The sequence below is a fragment of the Agrobacterium fabrum str. C58 genome (assembly GCF_000092025.1).
Taxonomy (GTDB): Bacteria; Pseudomonadota; Alphaproteobacteria; order Rhizobiales; family Rhizobiaceae; genus Agrobacterium; species Agrobacterium fabrum.
Genome location: NC_003062.2, coordinates 1716707 through 1731347, shown reverse-complemented (window position 1 = coordinate 1731347; position 14641 = coordinate 1716707). Strand labels below are relative to the sequence as shown.

Genomic DNA, 14641 nt, shown 5'->3' with positions numbered 1-14641 from the left:
CAATGCCATGGCTATTTCAAGGCCCTAGTTTCGCGATGACAGCAGAATGGAAGATTTTTGATCATGACCAGCGATATCAAACTCCTCGATTACCTCAGGGTTCGCCGCTCCACGCCGGCCCTGCAACTCAGCGAACCCGGCCCTTCGAAAGGGGAAATCGAGGAAATCCTTCGCCTTGCCGTGCGCGTGCCCGACCATGGCAAGCTCGCCCCCTGGCGTTTCGTCGTTTATCGCGGCGAGGAGCGGGTACGTCTTAGTGAGGCGGCGCTCAGGATCGCGCTCGAGAAGAACCCCGATCTCGATCTGCAGCAGCAGGAGGCGGAGCGTACGCGCTTTACCCGCGCGCCCGTCGTCATCGCCGTCATCAGCACCGCAAAACCGCATTTCAAAATCCCGGAATGGGAACAGGTCATGTCCGCCGGTGCCGTTTGCCTCAACGTCATCTTCGCGGCCAATGCCAGCGGTTTTGCAGCGAACTGGCTGACGGAGTGGCTTGCTTTCGATCCGGCCTTCCTTGCGGAGATCGGTGTCAGTGCGGAAGAGAAGGTCGCGGGCTACATTCACATCGGCTCAACGACGTTTCCGCCGGTGGAGCGGCCACGCCCCGAGTTGGCGGATGTCGTTACCTGGGTTGGTGACGTCTGATGTTTTATACGACCGACACCAATCAGCACGGCCTGCCGCATGATCCATTCAAGGCGATCGTCGCGCCGCGGCCGATCGGCTGGATCGGTTCGAAGGGCAGGGAGGGTGTCTTGAACCTCTCTCCCTATTCCTTCTTCAACGCGATTTCGGACCGGCCGAAGCTCGTCATGTTTTCCTCGAGCGGCCGCAAGGACAGCCTGCGCAACGTCGAGGAGACCGGCGTCTTTACCGCCAATCTCGTCAGCCGCCATCTTGTCGACCGGATGAATGCGTCTTCCGCGCCGGTTGCGTATGATGTCGATGAGTTCGCCCTTGCCGGTCTCACCGCCGTCGACGGGCGAGTGGTCGATGCACCCTTCGTGCGCGAAGCTCTGGCGGTTCTGGAGTGCCGCGCAACCCAGATCCAGCAACTGACCGATATCGAAGGCAAACCGACCGATTCGTGGATGGTGATCGGACAGGTGATGGCGATCCATATCGGTGAGACGATCATTCGGGATGGTCGCATCGACATGGGGCTAGCGCGTCCGGTGGCGCGCATGGGCTATATGGATTATTGCGATGGCGGCAGCGATGTATTCCAGCTACAGCGCCCCTCTGCTGCGCCATCAGTATAATCCTTCGCCGGCAAGGGTTAAATTTTATGGTGAACCAAACGTAAACCATTTGCGCCTAGAGTTTTATACATGGTGGCGGCGATGATGCCGTCATCCGTTGTATGAATGTGTTTCGAGGCTCAGGTGATCGTACAGGCATTTCTTCGCTGGTCTGAAAAGGCCGGATCGGGCGAGCGGGCAAAAGCCGCCAATGCGCTCGGCCGTGCCTATCTGCAGGCCGACATGGCGCGGGAAAACCGTGATGCCGCCTATATGGCGATGACCTATCTGCTGGATGATCCTTCACCGCGTGTGCGACTGGCGCTTGCCGAGGCGCTGGCGGATGCCCATGATGCACCGCGCGCCATTCTCTTTTCACTTGCCGAAGACCAGCCGGAAATCGCCTGCACGGTGATTGCCCGTTCGCCGGTTCTCGGTGAGGCCGATCTGGTTGATCTCGCCGGGCGGGGCGAAAGCCTGACGCGCTCCCTCATCGCCGCAAGGCCGGGCCTGCCGCGCGGTGTCTGCGCCGCACTCGCCGAAGTCGGCGATCTGCCGGAAACCCTCATCCTGCTCGAAAATGACGATGCCTTCATCACGCCTTTTTCGCTTCGGCGCATTGCCGAGCGTCATGGTTCGGATGCCGATATTCGCGATCTGCTGCTTCGCCGCGAGGCGCTGCCTGCCGATGCGCGCCACCTGCTGGTGGGCCGCATCAGCGAGGCGCTTGCCGGGTCTGGGCTGGTTCATGCGATGATTGCCCGCAACCGCGCCGACAGTCTGTTTCGGGAAGCGGAAGATTCCGCCACGATCCTCATCGCCGCTGGCGTTTCCTCACCGGAATTGCCGGCGCTGGTGGAGCATCTTCGCCAGCGGCTGGAGCTGACGCCGGCGCTGCTCATCCATGCCGTCTGTTCGGGCCGGCTGGAGTTCTTCACGGCAGCGATGGTCAATCTCTCCGGTCTCGATGACCGCAAGGTGCGGGCCATTCTGGCAACCGGGCGGCCGCATGCGCTGAAGGCCCTGTTCCAGTCGATCGGCCTTTCAGGTGATGTCGTTGACGTCTTCATCGCGGCGACACTGATGTGGCGCCGCGCCGCCCGTTCGCAGCTTTCGGAAGCGGCGGCATCCGTCTCGGCCGAATTGCTGGCGCATTTCCGCGGTGTGAGCGGCTCGGAAACGTTGTTTGAACTGCTGCATGCGGTGCGCAAGCTCGCCATTGCGGAAGAGCGGCAAAAGGCCCGCTATTACGCGGAAGCGCTTTCGGTCGAGGCGGCGTAAGGGCTGGTTATTCTTCGGTTGATGCAAATCCCATGAGTGCCCTAATTTTCCCGACGAAGTGCATCCTCTCACCCTCATTCCTGTGCTCGTCACAGGAATCCAGCCAGACCAAGTCCTTGGGCTGAAAAGACTCCTCCCGTCGCGCAGACGCGCGTCGACTGGATTCCTGTGACGAGCACAGGAATGAGGGCGGTGCGCGCTTTCCTCTTAGAGGAAAACTCTGCGTCGCAGCGGCAAAGAAACTGGCGTGGAATTTCCCGCAATCACTTGTCGAACCGCTTGGCAATCCACGAATAGCTGTTTTCAACCATCCTCACCGGCGTTCCCAGGAAGTGCTTTATGCCTTCGGTGGAAGGAAGGATGCGGCTGACGCGGCCGATCGCCTGTTTGGTGAGGCTTTCCTCTTCCTTCGGCGTAACCTCTGCGGTTGCCTGTTGTGTGTCGGCGGGTGCGGCAGCAGGCGTGCCGGCCGTCTGTGGGGTCTGCTCACCCGGTGTCTGGCACACGGCCACCACGACCGGATAGGAGGCATTGGCGAAGCGTTCCAGCTCCTTTTCCGACACGGCGTCGCACAGTTCGATGCTCGTCCAGCGCTGCTGTGAAGTAGCGAGGTAATGGCAATCGGTGGCGCTGTCGTCGCAGCCAAGGAAGGTCATGAGAACGAGGGCTGTTTTCATGGTGTGTGGTTGCCTCTGTCGGGAATAATGCTCTAGAAACTCATCTATCCCGATTGCAGTGACATTACGACGAAATACGCATTTTTTGAAAGAAAGCAGGCATCGCATTGGCCATCGAAATCAAGCTTGAAACGCCGCGCCAGGAAGCCGTTCTGCGCCTCATCGATCTCTCCAACGCCTATATGGCCTCGCTTTATCCGGCCGAGAGCAATCACCTGGTCGATATCGGCGCGCTCGAGAAGGACAATGTCTCGTTTTTCGTGGCCCGGCACGATGGCCGAGTGGTCGGCTGCGGTGCGCTGGTGGAGGCGGGTGACGGCACGGCGGAGGTGAAGCGCATGTTCGTTGATCCCGAGGCGCGGGGTTTGCGGATCGGCAAGCTGATCATGGATACGCTTGTTGCGCGTGGCACGGAGCTTGGTCTTTCCGCCATACGGCTCGAAACCGGCATCAGCCAGCCGGAGGCGATCGGCCTTTACCGCAAGGAGGGATTTGTGGAGATAGAGGCCTTTGCGCCTTATAAGCCCGATCCGCTGAGCCTGTTCATGGAGAGGGCGCTTTAAGTCTACGGCACAGGTTCGCCTCTACCTTGCAGTGTCCGAAACGAAGGAATTGACACGCCATGAAAAGTAGAGCGGACGACGGACAACAGATCGCGTCAAGCACTCCAACGTCAGCCTCGGGCTTGTCCCTGTTATCTGCAACAGATTGATTTTATTAGACGTGATTAGATCCTCGGCACAGGGCCGAGGATGACGCCGATGGTGTATTTACCGTTCCCAACCCGTTTCAGACCTCAATGAAAACTTAAACTTGAGGCTGACGGCAACGTACCGAAAATCAAATCCCGTACCGGAGAACCGATAAGTCGTAGATGCGCGAAATGAGCCCGAGCATGGACGGATGCAAGGTTCGCGGATTATCTATCTTTACCTGAACCGCGGCATCTGCCTCAGGCTTCACCAATCAAAAAGCGGCTTTCCGAAACGCTGTCGTTTCGTCGTTGTCGTCCTCATGCGAAACGGCCTCCGTGGCCGGATCGTTCTGTGTGGGCGGCGGAGGCGGAAGCTCGGCGCTGACGGCAGCGGAAATTTCCACTTCACGCACCCATTCGCGCCAGATCGCGACCAGCAGCGCCATCAGCACCGGGCCGATGAAGAGGCCGAGGAAGCCCATGGTCTTGACGCCGCCGACGAGGCCGAAAAAGGTCGGCAGGAAGGGCAGCTTGATCGGGCCGCCGACGAGCTTCGGGCGGATGGTCTTGTCGACGATGAAGAGTTCGACAGAACCCCAGACGAACAGCGCCAGCCCGTGGGCGGGCGAGCCGCTGGCGACCAGATAGATCGACACCAGCGTGAAGGAAAGCGGCGCGCCGCCCGGAATGAGGGCCATGACGCCGGTAAGCACGCCGAGCGTGACGGGCGAGGGCACGCCGGCGATCCAGTAGGCGATGCCAAGGATGATGCCTTCGCCGATGGCGATCAGAGTCATGCCGGTCACGGTGGAGCTGATGGTGGCGGGCACGACGCGGGAAATGCGTTCCCAGCGCGTCGGCAGGATACGCTCACCCACGAGATCGATCTGGCGGGTGAAGCCCGCGCCGTTGCGATACACGAAAAACAGCGCGATCAGCATGAACAGCAGGGTCAGCACGAGGTGGAAGGCGCCGTTGCCGGCGGCGAGGATCGCCCTGTAGATATTGCCGATATTGGCACCGCTGACGAGTTGGATCACTTCGCCGATCGCGCCCGGCGTGCCGATATATTTCACCCATTGTTCGCCGAGCCAGGGGCCGATGCCCGGCAGCGCCGCGATCCAGTCCGGCACGGGAGCGCCCGCCTTGTTGACATGCACCGCCCAGCCGAACCATTCGCGGATTTCGGTTGCCGTATAGGAGGCGGCGATGAAGATCGGCACCACGAGGAAGGCGATGATGAGGATGATGGCAATGGTGGCGCCGAGCGTGGTGTTGCCGCCCACCTGCCGCAAAAGCCGCGTATAGACCGGCCAGCTGGCGAAACCGATGACGAGGGCGGCGAGAACCGGAACCAGAAAGCCGTTGAAGAAATAGATGCCCGCAAGGACGACCAGAAGGAGAAGCCAGCGCGCAGCCGATATGGGCGGTATCAGGGCGATCCGCGTCGGGCTGGCGGGACCAAGCCATCTCGGTTCGCCATTCTGCTTACGGCTGTCAATGTTACTCACGGCAGGCTCTTTCTCGCATTCTCCCCTCAAAGGGGTGCATTCACTTTGTCACACCGATACATATAAGTGCAATATAACCGGATCACATTACCGTTGTGTGTTTATTGCGGAAGCTATTGAACGATTTTGGTAAAAATAGAACATCGGTCTTGGCGCGCGCATTGAAATATGACAATTGAACTCCCGTTTTCCGCGGCGTCAGATTGCCGCGCCCGATCTCCAGGTCATGCCATGCTTCGCCGTTTCTTCGCCTATTACCGTCCCTATCGCGGTCTGTTCATTCTCGATTTTTCCTGTGCGGTCCTGTCGGGCGTGCTCGAACTCGGTTTTCCGATGGCGGTGAAGGCCTTTGTCGACGTGCTTCTGCCGGGCGGCCAATGGGGGATCATCCTCGCCGCCTCGGTGGGTCTGCTGGTCATTTATGTGCTGAATACCGGGCTGATGGCGACCGTCACCTATTGGGGACACATGCTCGGCATCAATATCGAAACCGACATGCGGCGGCTGGCCTTCGATCACCTGCAGAAGCTTTCCTTCCGTTATTTCGACAACCAGAAGACCGGCCATCTGGTCGGGCGGCTGACCAAGGACCTGGAAGAGATCGGCGAGGTGGCTCATCACGGCCCGGAGGATCTGTTCATCGCCATCATGACCTTCATCGGCGCTTTCCTGCTGATGATGTCGGTCAATGTGCAACTGGCGCTCGTCACCGCCGCCGTCGTGCCGGTCACCGCCTGGGTAACCAGCCGTTATGGCGGCCGCATGACGCAGAATTTTCGCGCGCTTTATGGCCGGGTGGGGGACTTCAACGCCCGTATCGAGGAAAATGTCGGCGGCATGCGGGTGGTGCAGGCCTTCGCCAATGAGGATCACGAACGCTCGCTGTTCGAGAAGGACAACCAGAAATACCGTCGCACCAAACTGGATGCCTACAAGATCATGGCGGCTAGCACCTCGCTCAGCTATATGAGCATGCGTCTGACGCAGATGATCGTGATGATCTGCGGCGCCTGGTTCGTTCTCAATGGCAGCCTCACGGAAGGCGGCTTCGTCGGTTTCCTGCTGCTGGTCGGCGTGTTTTTCCGGCCGGTGGAAAAGATCAATTCGGTCATTGAGACGTATCCGAAGGGCATTGCCGGTTTCCGCCGCTTCACCGAGCTTCTGGATACTGCGCCCGATATCGTCGACGCGCCTGACGCCATCGACGCGCCGGCTCTGTCAGGCGCCATCGAATATCGCCATGTCGGTTTCGGTTATGCCGAGGGCAAACGGGTTCTCGACAATATCGACCTGAAGATCAGCGCCGGCGAAACCGTGGCCTTTGTCGGCCCCTCCGGTGCAGGCAAGACGACGCTCTGCTCGCTGCTGCCGCGCTTTTACGATGTCACCAGCGGTTCGATCACCATCGATGGCATCGACATCAGGAAAATGAAGCTCGCCTCGCTGCGCAACCAGATCGGCATCGTGCAGCAGGATGTCTTCCTGTTCGGCGGCACGATCCGCGAGAATATCGAATATGGCCGGCTTGGCGCGTCCGATGAGGAGATCATGGATGCGGCGCGGCGCGCGCGTCTGGATGGCGTCATCGAGGCCATGCCGCTCGGGCTCGACACCGTCATCGGCGAGCGCGGCGTCAAATTGTCGGGCGGGCAGAAGCAGCGTCTTGCCATTGCCCGCATGTTCCTCAAAAACCCGCCGATCCTCATTCTCGACGAGGCGACCTCGGCGCTAGACACGGAAACCGAACGCGCCATCCAGCAATCGCTGACGGAGCTTGCCAAGGGTCGTACCACGCTGGTCATCGCTCACCGGCTGGCGACAATCCGCGATGCTTCGCGCATCGTGGTGGTGGACCAGACCGGTATTGCCGAAACCGGCGCCCATGCCGAGCTTCTGGCTGCCAAGGGCCACTACAGCCGGTTGCATGAGGCGCAGTTCAGCGGGCATCTCGCGGGCCTGAGCTAAGGCCTGGGTTTTGCGCTTACCCGCGGTTTTCCGCGGCCTGTTCCTCCACGATGCCGGAGTTCGGCTCCGGTTTGCCAGGATGGCTGGTGACGAGGTAACCCATGGCCACCGCCGCGGCGACGATGAACAGCAGCACGATGCCGCTAATCGTCATCAGCCAGTCACGCGGCCTTCGGTGCGCCATGATATATCTGGGCCATCGGCTCGGATGGTTCGCCAGGCTGAATTTATGGCCGTGTCGCATGAACTTCCCCGGTTATTGAATTGCGTCCTGATCATTCAACGCGGGCGGGTTCGTAGCTGTTCCGAAATGGCCGGGCAGGGGTGATGACAAGGCCGTGAGGGGTGGAAGCCCCGGCTCTCTATAGCTCCCATTCTCCACTGGTCCGCGCGTCGTGATTCTGCACGCGCCGCTGCACGTCCGACTCTGCTTTTCGTCATGCGGACCTTGAGCCGCAGTTCCGGCAATGCGCTTTGGCGTGGCGAGAGGAGCCATTTTCACCTCCAGGCCCCTCGGCCGGCTGGCCTCCGGCTTGGAGTGAGGACGACGGGGAGGGGGAGAACCGGCAGTCCTCCGTGAAACTCCGCTTGCCAGTTCATGTTCTTTATGAGAATGATTTGCAATTGCATTAATTCGATTTCCATGAAAGCACAGAAGATGGACAAGCCAGTCTTTGGATGGCGACGGAACGGCGATGATCTCTCGCTGTCTGACGTTCACAGTTCGATCCGCATCAAACCGGATGCCAGCACGTTTCGCCGGGCAATGGCCTTTTTTGGCCCCGGCTATCTCGTCGCTGTCGGTTACATGGATCCCGGGAACTGGGCGACGTCGCTCGCCGGCGGCTCCAAATTCGGCTACACGCTGCTGGCAGTCGCGCTGGTTTCCAACATCATGGCGATTGTGCTGCAGTCGCTCTGTGCCCGTCTTGCGATCGCCTCCGGCCGCGATCTCGCCCAGGCCTGCCGTGATGCCTATCCGAAACCCGTTGCCATGGTGCTGTGGCTGCTCGCGGAAATCGCCATCATCGCCACCGACATTGCCGAGGTGATCGGCACCGCCATCGGCCTCAACCTGATCTTCGGCATTCCGCTGGAACTTGGCGTCCTCATCACCGCGCTCGATGTGTTCCTGATCCTCTATCTGCAAAAGCTCGGTTTTCGCTGGGTGGAGGCACTGGTCATCACGCTGCTCGGCGTCATCGCCGTGTGTTTCGCCATTCAGCTGGCGCTGGCCGATCCTGACTGGGGGCAGGTGATCCTCGGTTTTGCGCCGACGACGGAGATTGTCACCAATCCGGACATGCTTTATCTGGCGCTCGGCATTCTGGGTGCGACTGTCATGCCGCATAATCTCTATCTGCATTCGGGCATCGTGCAGACCCGCGAAATCGGCCCCACCATTGCCGAAAAACGCGAGGCGCTGAAATTCGCCACGCTCGATTCCACCATCGCGCTGATGTTCGCTTTGCTCATCAACGCCTCGATCCTCATTCTCGCGGCGGCGACCTTCAACAAAACGGGGCAGACTAATGTCGCCGAACTCGGCGAAGCGCATAGTCTGCTTGCGCCGCTGCTCGGCCTTGCCATAGCGCCGACGCTGTTCGGCGTGGCGCTTCTGTGCTGCGGCATCAATTCCACCGTCACGGCAACGCTCGCCGGCCAGATCGTGATGGAAGGTTTCCTCAAGATGCGGCTCGCCCCATGGCTGCGCCGCCTCATCACCCGCGCCATCGCCATCGTTCCCGCCGCCGGCGTCACCATCTTTTATGGCGACAGCGGCACGGGCCAGCTGCTGATCCTGACGCAGGTGGTGCTCAGCCTGCAACTTTCCTTCGCCGTCTTCCCGCTTGTGATGTTTACCTCCGACAAGGCCAAGATGGGTGAGTTGCGCTCGCCACTCTGGCTCTCGGCCATTGCGTGGTTGATCGCGGTGGTGATTGCGGCGCTGAATGTGAAGTTGCTGATGGATTTTATGGGGTGAGGCGGGTCAGGTTGCGCCTTTACGGAGCGCGGCCGCCGTTCCCTCGGGGTCAACGGCGATGATCTTCAGATAAGCGCGGGCCGGTTGATCCGGCTCGCTGCGGCCCTGTTCCCAATCCCGCAAGGTGCCGAGCGGAATATGATAACGCGCGGAAAACTCCTCCTGCGTCAGCTTCAGCGCCCGGCGGATGATCTTGATGCGCGGCATTCTGGGGGCCGAGGCGAGCTGTTCGGCGGAAAGCGGCGGGTTGTCGGGATCGGCAAGTGCATTTGCTTCCGAGTCTTCGTCGGTCATGGCGTGAAGACGGGCCCATTTTACTAGATCGATTTTACCCGATTATTCGCTCTGCACTCAACTTTCATTGCTCTCATCCTTAACTCTAAAGCCCGTTAAATGAAATGTGACGTCGGGAAAAGACGGATTCTTGCCAAGTAAGCTTCCTCTCCCAAGGCTTTCGCCAGACATCTGTGCCAGTAAAGCACTGCCTACATAAAATCCGAACCAGACAGGAAAGAAAAAATACATGAATAATGGAAAAAATAAGTAGAATAAACCGCTTACGTTGTCTGTCAAATAAGCAATTACGGTGGCAGGAGCCGCAGTGTATAAGCATAGCTTTATAGTATGAATAATTAGTTTTAATATATTTTTCTGCTTGTATAAATCATATGCCTTACGGGCCTGTGCCGTTTTTTTCATTTTAAACCAGTCCAATTTTACGAACACTTATTAGTGATCGAAAGAAGTTAAAATACTGGTTTACTGATTTTAGGTTTCGAGCTGGCCAATATTTTTATTGGCCAGTTCTTAGTTATTTCTTCGTGTGAATCTGACGAAGACCTCTTATTTCTCTCAAGAGCAACCGCTCGTCGCACCGCAAGTATCGCACTTCTCACAAGTACCATTCCGCACCATTGTGAAGTTCTGGCATTCCGAGCACATATTGCCCGTATAGCCCTGCGCGATCGAGCGCATGCGGCGTTCGTTTTCCTTCTTCTTGGCTTCCGCCTTGGCCGATGCCGCGTCGGCGGCGGCCTTGTCGGAGAAGAGGGCGGTGGCGGTCTGCTGGGCTTCCTGAACCACCTCGTCGATCACCTCTTCGGCAATCTCTTCCGCCAGCTCCTTGGCACGCTCTTCATAATCGCGCTTGAAGGAGACGATTTCAGAAGTGGTGATGGCAACCGTTGGTTCCAGCTTGCGGGCGGCGGAGCCGGCAAAGGAGGTGACGTTGGCGGAGCCGCGTGCCGGGGCTGCCGTTGCCGAACCCTTGGGCTCGGAAGCGGCGCGGTCACCTTCGTTGCTGGAAACCAGCGTCGGCTTGTAACCGCGTGTCCAGCCGGTGGAGAGCAGGTTGGTCTTGCCTTCCTGGATACCCTTGCCGAGTGCCGTGTTGGAGAAGTCGGACGTATCGACATGGGCGAGATCATGGCGGCCGAGATAGGAGACGGCGAGTTCGCGGAACACGTAGTCGAGGATCGACGTGGCGTTCTTGATCGCGTCGTTGCCCTGCACCATGCCGGCGGGTTCGAACTTGGTGAAGGTGAAGGCCTCCACATATTCTTCCAGCGGCACGCCATATTGCAGGCCGAGCGAAATGGCGATGGCGAAGTTGTTCATCATCGCCCGGAAGGCGGCGCCTTCCTTGTGCATGTCGATGAAGATTTCGCCGATGCGGCCATCACCGAATTCGCCGGTGCGCAGATAGACCTTGTGACCGCCGACGGTTGCCTTCTGGGTGTAACCCTGACGGCGGTTCGGCAGCTTTTCCCGCTCGCGCGATACACGCTCGATGACGCGCTCGACGATCTTCTCGGTGATCGTCACGGCCTGCTGGGCAAGCGGCTGCTGGATCAGTTCTTCAACGAAGTCTTCGTCGTCCTCATCTTCCACCAGCGAAGCGTTGAGCGGCTGGGAAAGCTTGGAACCGTCGCGGTAAAGGGCGTTGGCCTTCAGCGCCAGCTTCCAGGAGAGCATGTAGGCGGCGCCGCAATCTTCCACCGTCGCATCGTTCGGCATGTTGATCGTCTTGGAGATCGCGCCGGAGATGAACGGCTGTGCCGCCGCCATCATGCGGATGTGCGATTCGACCGAGAGGTAACGCTTGCCGATCTTGCCGCAGGGGTTGGCGCAGTCGAAGACCGCCAGGTGCTCGTTCTTCAGGAACGGCGCGCCTTCCAGCGTCATCGCGCCGCAGACGTGAACGTTTGCCGCTTCGATGTCCTTCTTCGCAAAACCGAGATGGTCGAGCAGGTTGAAGCTCATGTCGGAGAGCTGCTCGTCGGAAACCTTCAGCGTGCCCTTGAGGAAGTCAGCGCCGAGCGTCCACTGGTTGAAGACGAACTTGATGTCGAAGGCGCTTTTCAGTGCAGCATTGACGGCTTCGATCTTCTCATCGGTGAAGCCCTTGGCCTTCAGCGTCGAGGGATTGATGGCCGGCGCCTGGTTGAGATTGCCATGGCCGACGGCATAGGCCTCGATCTCGGCGATCTGGCTTTCGGAATAACCGAGCGAACGCAGGGATTCCGGCACGGCGCGGTTGATGATCTTGAAGTAACCGCCGCCGGCGAGCTTCTTGAACTTCACCAGCGCGAAATCGGGCTCGATGCCGGTCGTGTCGCAGTCCATCACGAGGCCGATCGTGCCTGTCGGCGCGATGACGGTCGTCTGGGCGTTGCGGTAACCGTGCTTTTCGCCAAGTTCCAGCGCCTTGTCCCAGGCGGCCGTGGCGTGGGCGACAAGGTCCTGATCCGTGCAATCGGCATGGATGAGGGCAACCGGGTTCACCGACAGGCCCTCGTAACCTTCCGATTGGCCATGGGCGGCGCGGCGGTGGTTGCGGATGACGCGCAGCATGTTGTCGCGGTTCGGCGCAAAGCTCGGGAAGGGGCCAAGCTCGCCGGCCATTTCAGCCGAGGTGGCATAGGAAACGCCGGTCATGATGGCGGTCAGCGCACCTGCAATGGCGCGGCCTTCGTCGCTGTCATAGGGAATGCCCGAGGACATCAGCAGGCCGCCGATATTGGCGTAACCGAGGCCGAGCGTGCGGTATTCGTAGGAACGTTCGGCAATCTGGCGGGACGGGAACTGCGCCATCATGACCGAGACTTCGAGAACGACGGTCCACAGGCGCACGGCATGTTCGTAATCGGCGATATCGATGCGCTTCGTCTTGGCATCCTTGAACTGCAGCAGGTTCAGCGAGGCAAGGTTGCAGGCCGTGTCATCAAGGAACATATATTCCGAGCACGGGTTGGAAGCGCGGATCGGGCCTTCGGCCGGCGAGGTGTGCCAGTCATTCATGGTGGTGTTGAAGTGCAGGCCCGGATCGGCCGATGCCCAGGCGGCGTGGGAAATCTTTTCCCAGAGATCGCGGGCCTTCAGCGTTTTCATGACCTTGCCGTCCTTGCGGGCGGTGAGGTTCCAGTTGCCGTCATTTTCGACAGCGCGCAGGAAGTCATCCTTGAGCGATACGGAGTTGTTGGAGTTCTGGCCTGAAACCGTAAGATAGGCTTCGGAATCCCAATCCGTATCGTAGGTCTTGAACTGGATGTCCTTGTAACCCTGTTCGGCGAACTGGATGACGCGCTTGACGTAGTTTTCCGGCACCATGTCCTTCTTGGCAGCGCGGATTTCGCGCTTCAGGGCAGGGTTCTTGGCCGGGTCGAAGCAATCACCATTGTCGGCCTCGCAATTGACGCAGGCCTTCATGATGGCCTTGAGGTGCTTGGCAACGATCTTGGAACCGGTCACGAGAGCGGCAACCTTTTGCTCCTCGTTCACCTTCCAGTCGATATAGGCTTCGATATCGGGATGGTCGGCATCAACGACGACCATCTTGGCCGCACGGCGGGTCGTGCCGCCGGACTTGATGGCGCCGGCTGCGCGGTCGCCGATCTTGAGGAAGCTCATCAGGCCGGAGGACTTGCCGCCGCCGGAAAGCTTTTCGCCTTCGCCACGCAGATAGGAGAAGTTGGAGCCGGTGCCGGAACCGTATTTGAACAGGCGCGCTTCACGCACCCACAGATCCATGATGCCGCCTTCATTGACCAGATCGTCTTCGACGGACTGGATGAAGCAGGCATGCGGCTGCGGATGTTCGTAAGCGGATTTGGACTTGGTCAGCTTGCCCGTGAAGGGGTCGACATAGAAGTGCCCCTGGCCGGGGCCATCGATGCCATAGGCCCAGTGCAGGCCGGTGTTGAACCATTGCGGGCTGTTCGGTGCAACGCGCTGGGTTGCGAGCATGTAGGCAAGCTCATCCTTGAAGGCGGACGCATCTTCTTCGGTTGAGAAATACTTGCCCTTCCAGCCCCAATAGGCCCAGGTGCCGGCCAGACGGTCGAAAACCTGGCGCGCATCGGTCTCGGAGCCATAACGTTCGGCTTCGGGCAGTTCCTTCAATGCCTTCTCGTCGGCAACCGAACGCCAGAGGAAGGAAGGAACATCGTTTTCCTCAACCTTCTTCAGCAGCTTCGGCACACCGGCCTTGCGGAAGTATTTCTGCGCCAGAACGTCGGTCGCAACCTGGCTGAACTGCGCGGGAACGTCGATATCCGCCAGACGGAACACGACGGAACCATCCGGGTTCTTGATTTCACTGACGGCCTTGCGGAATTCGATTTCCGCGTAAGACGATTGGCCGGGCTTCGTGAAGCGGCGTTCGATGCGCATGGTTTCGTGTCCTCGTCCATTGGGCGCCCGGCAAAGGGCGCAAAAATCTGTTCCAGCCGTGCGAACTCTGCACGCAGCCGGTTGTTGCCGATCTGTAAGGGATGTTCATCCTTGGATGCGATCCCTGTATCTCGTGTTTAAGATGGCTGCAAGCCTACTATATATAGTGTTAACACATTCTTGCTGCCAGTCCCCGCTTTATGTTTTCGGCGGCTCCATAGGCGCAGAAAAGCCACCGGCGAACCGCCCCCTCATGGTCGGGACGCCGCTCTGGATCTGCACGCTAAATATGGAGAAGAACCGGCCTCGTTACTTTCCGGTCCGTTGCCGCCGCAACATAAGTGTCACTTTCCTCTCGTGACATAGATTCGTCAAGACATAGATTGAAACGCATTTTTAACCACAAGATATTGTGTGGAGTGCCTGTGGAAAACGGGGATAGGAAAAGCAATTAGAAAAATCAGTGACTTGGCAGGAAAATTTGAAGCTTGCGCGAGGCTGGTTTCCGCAACGGAAAGGCAAAACCCCGCATTTCCGGGGTGAGGCATAATGGCGACACTGCGGTTTTTCCGTGTTTTCCGCAGCTTTCAAAAAAGACGTTTCTCCACAAAAAACCG

At 59.1% G+C, this 14641-nt stretch carries 12 protein-coding genes; 6 read left to right on the top strand and 6 right to left on the bottom strand.

Annotated elements, in window-relative coordinates:
- Window positions 1-63 precede the first annotated feature (63 nt).
- From ATU_RS08535 to ATU_RS08525, 3 genes are all read left to right on the top strand, one after another.
- Window positions 64-645 (top strand): nitroreductase family protein, encoded by a 582-nt coding sequence (locus ATU_RS08535; RefSeq protein WP_010971840.1) that lies wholly within the window; start codon window positions 64-66, stop codon window positions 643-645.
- Window positions 645-1262, top strand: a complete 618-nt coding sequence (locus ATU_RS08530; protein ID WP_010971839.1) for a flavin reductase family protein — start codon at window positions 645-647, stop codon at window positions 1260-1262. Before ATU_RS08535 ends, ATU_RS08530 begins: the two co-directional genes overlap by 1 nt.
- A gap of 105 nt (window positions 1263-1367) precedes the next feature.
- On the top strand, window positions 1368-2522 hold the full coding sequence (locus tag ATU_RS08525; protein ID WP_010971838.1) for a DUF2336 domain-containing protein: 1155 nt from the start codon (window positions 1368-1370) through the stop codon (window positions 2520-2522).
- A 263-nt stretch (window positions 2523-2785) separates the two neighbouring features.
- On the opposite strand, the gene ATU_RS08520 is transcribed toward ATU_RS08525, so the two are convergent.
- A complete protein-coding gene (locus ATU_RS08520; RefSeq protein ID WP_006314354.1) occupies window positions 2786-3199 on the bottom strand; it encodes a hypothetical protein in 414 nt (137 codons plus the stop codon).
- Window positions 3200-3306: 107 nt separating this feature from the next.
- Between ATU_RS08520 and ATU_RS08515 the strand changes: the two genes are divergently transcribed.
- A complete protein-coding gene (locus ATU_RS08515; protein WP_010971837.1) occupies window positions 3307-3762 on the top strand; it encodes a GNAT family N-acetyltransferase in 456 nt (151 codons plus the stop codon).
- Between the two features lie 403 nt (window positions 3763-4165).
- On the opposite strand, the gene ATU_RS08510 is transcribed toward ATU_RS08515, so the two are convergent.
- Window positions 4166-5404: an AI-2E family transporter gene (locus ATU_RS08510; protein WP_010971836.1), complete on the bottom strand. Its 1239-nt coding sequence runs from the start codon at window positions 5402-5404 to the stop codon at window positions 4166-4168.
- 231 nt (window positions 5405-5635) lie between these two features.
- Between ATU_RS08510 and ATU_RS08505 the strand changes: the two genes are divergently transcribed.
- Window positions 5636-7369 carry an ABC transporter ATP-binding protein gene (locus ATU_RS08505; protein WP_010971835.1) on the top strand — a complete coding sequence of 578 codons (1734 nt, stop codon included), beginning with the start codon at window positions 5636-5638 and terminating at the stop codon, window positions 7367-7369.
- Window positions 7370-7385: 16 nt separating this feature from the next.
- Here ATU_RS08505 and ATU_RS08500 read toward each other — a convergent pair whose 3' ends face one another.
- Window positions 7386-7613 carry a hypothetical protein gene (locus ATU_RS08500; protein ID WP_010971834.1) on the bottom strand — a complete coding sequence of 76 codons (228 nt, stop codon included), beginning with the start codon at window positions 7611-7613 and terminating at the stop codon, window positions 7386-7388.
- A gap of 414 nt (window positions 7614-8027) precedes the next feature.
- On the opposite strand from ATU_RS08500, the gene ATU_RS08495 reads away from it, so the two are divergent.
- Entirely contained in the window at window positions 8028-9353 is a 1326-nt protein-coding gene (locus ATU_RS08495; protein WP_035258652.1) for an Nramp family divalent metal transporter, read from the top strand.
- A gap of 6 nt (window positions 9354-9359) precedes the next feature.
- Here ATU_RS08495 and ATU_RS08490 read toward each other — a convergent pair whose 3' ends face one another.
- From ATU_RS08490 to ATU_RS08480, 3 genes are all read right to left on the bottom strand, one after another.
- Window positions 9360-9647 carry a helix-turn-helix domain-containing protein gene (locus tag ATU_RS08490; RefSeq protein WP_010971832.1) on the bottom strand — a complete coding sequence of 96 codons (288 nt, stop codon included), beginning with the start codon at window positions 9645-9647 and terminating at the stop codon, window positions 9360-9362.
- 57 nt (window positions 9648-9704) lie between these two features.
- Window positions 9705-10052: a hypothetical protein gene (locus ATU_RS08485; protein ID WP_010971831.1), complete on the bottom strand. Its 348-nt coding sequence runs from the start codon at window positions 10050-10052 to the stop codon at window positions 9705-9707.
- Window positions 10053-10205: 153 nt separating this feature from the next.
- Window positions 10206-14024 carry a vitamin B12-dependent ribonucleotide reductase gene (locus ATU_RS08480; RefSeq protein ID WP_010971830.1) on the bottom strand — a complete coding sequence of 1273 codons (3819 nt, stop codon included), beginning with the start codon at window positions 14022-14024 and terminating at the stop codon, window positions 10206-10208.
- Window positions 14025-14641: the final 617 nt, after the last annotated feature.

Excerpts from the sequence above, each read along its gene's own strand:
- ATU_RS08535 (WP_010971840.1), top strand. The coding sequence starts at position 64 with ATGACCAGCGATATCAAACTCCTCGATTACCTCAGGGTTCGCCGCTCC.
- ATU_RS08530 (WP_010971839.1), top strand. The coding sequence starts at position 645 with ATGTTTTATACGACCGACACCAATCAGCACGGCCTGCCGCATGATCCA.
- ATU_RS08525 (WP_010971838.1), top strand. The coding sequence starts at position 1,368 with ATGTGTTTCGAGGCTCAGGTGATCGTACAGGCATTTCTTCGCTGGTCT.
- ATU_RS08520 (WP_006314354.1), bottom strand. The coding sequence starts at position 3,199 with ATGAAAACAGCCCTCGTTCTCATGACCTTCCTTGGCTGCGACGACAGC.
- ATU_RS08505 (WP_010971835.1), top strand. The coding sequence starts at position 5,636 with ATGCTTCGCCGTTTCTTCGCCTATTACCGTCCCTATCGCGGTCTGTTC.
- ATU_RS08500 (WP_010971834.1), bottom strand. The coding sequence starts at position 7,613 with ATGCGACACGGCCATAAATTCAGCCTGGCGAACCATCCGAGCCGATGG.
- ATU_RS08495 (WP_035258652.1), top strand. The coding sequence starts at position 8,028 with ATGGACAAGCCAGTCTTTGGATGGCGACGGAACGGCGATGATCTCTCG.
- ATU_RS08490 (WP_010971832.1), bottom strand. The coding sequence starts at position 9,647 with ATGACCGACGAAGACTCGGAAGCAAATGCACTTGCCGATCCCGACAAC.
- ATU_RS08485 (WP_010971831.1), bottom strand. The coding sequence starts at position 10,052 with ATGAAAAAAACGGCACAGGCCCGTAAGGCATATGATTTATACAAGCAG.
- ATU_RS08480 (WP_010971830.1), bottom strand. The coding sequence starts at position 14,024 with ATGCGCATCGAACGCCGCTTCACGAAGCCCGGCCAATCGTCTTACGCG.